At 37.2% G+C, this 713-nt stretch carries 1 pseudogene; it reads left to right on the top strand.

What is annotated here, in order from left to right:
- A pseudogene (locus JCM10596_RS27200) lies at positions 1-688 on the top strand (IS3 family transposase); the annotation flags it as partial.
- Positions 689-713: the final 25 nt, after the last annotated feature.

Raw genomic sequence — 713 nt, 5'->3', positions numbered from 1 at the left:
TTCTAAAAAAAAGCAGGGATATTTATGGTCAACGAAAGATTAAGAAAGAGCTTGAAAAACAGGGTTTGCAAGTGTCACGACGCCGTATCGGTCGAATCATGAAGGAGCAAGGTCTCGTTTCAAAGTATACGGTGGCTCAATTTAAGCCAAGCAAAGCCAAGTATAATGAATAGAGCATTAGGAATACATTAAATCAAAATTTGATCAGAATCAGGAACTAAAAGTGGTTGTTAGTGATTTAACTTATGTAAGAGTACAACAGACATGGCATTATATCTGCATCCTAGTTGACTTATATAATCGGGAGATTATTGGTTATAGTTCGGGTCCTCACAAGAATGCAGAGTTAGTTCAACGTGCCTTCGCCACGGTTAAATACAATCTACAGCGCCTCGAATTATTCCACACAGACCGCGGAAGTGAGTTTAATAATACACTCATTGATCAAGCGTTGGCGGTATTTGGCATCGAGAGATCATTGAGCGAAAAAGGAAACCCATATGACAATGCCGTAGCAGAAGCTACATTTAAAACTATTAAAACTCAATTTATTCATGGTAGGGTTTTCTCTAACCAACAAGAACTTGAATTTGAACTTTTTGATTATGTAAATTGGTACAATAATATCCGAATACATGGATCATTGGACTATCTAACCCCCACTGGATACAAGTTAATGCACCTTTAAAAATTTGTCCGATTTACTGTTGACA

The sequence above is a fragment of the Caldalkalibacillus mannanilyticus JCM 10596 genome (genome assembly GCF_000615945.1).
Classification (GTDB): Bacteria; Bacillota; Bacilli; order Caldalkalibacillales; family JCM-10596; genus Bacillus_AT; species Bacillus_AT mannanilyticus.
The sequence above is the reverse complement of the archived record's forward strand: the minus strand, read 5'-3'. Positions and strand labels throughout refer to the sequence as shown.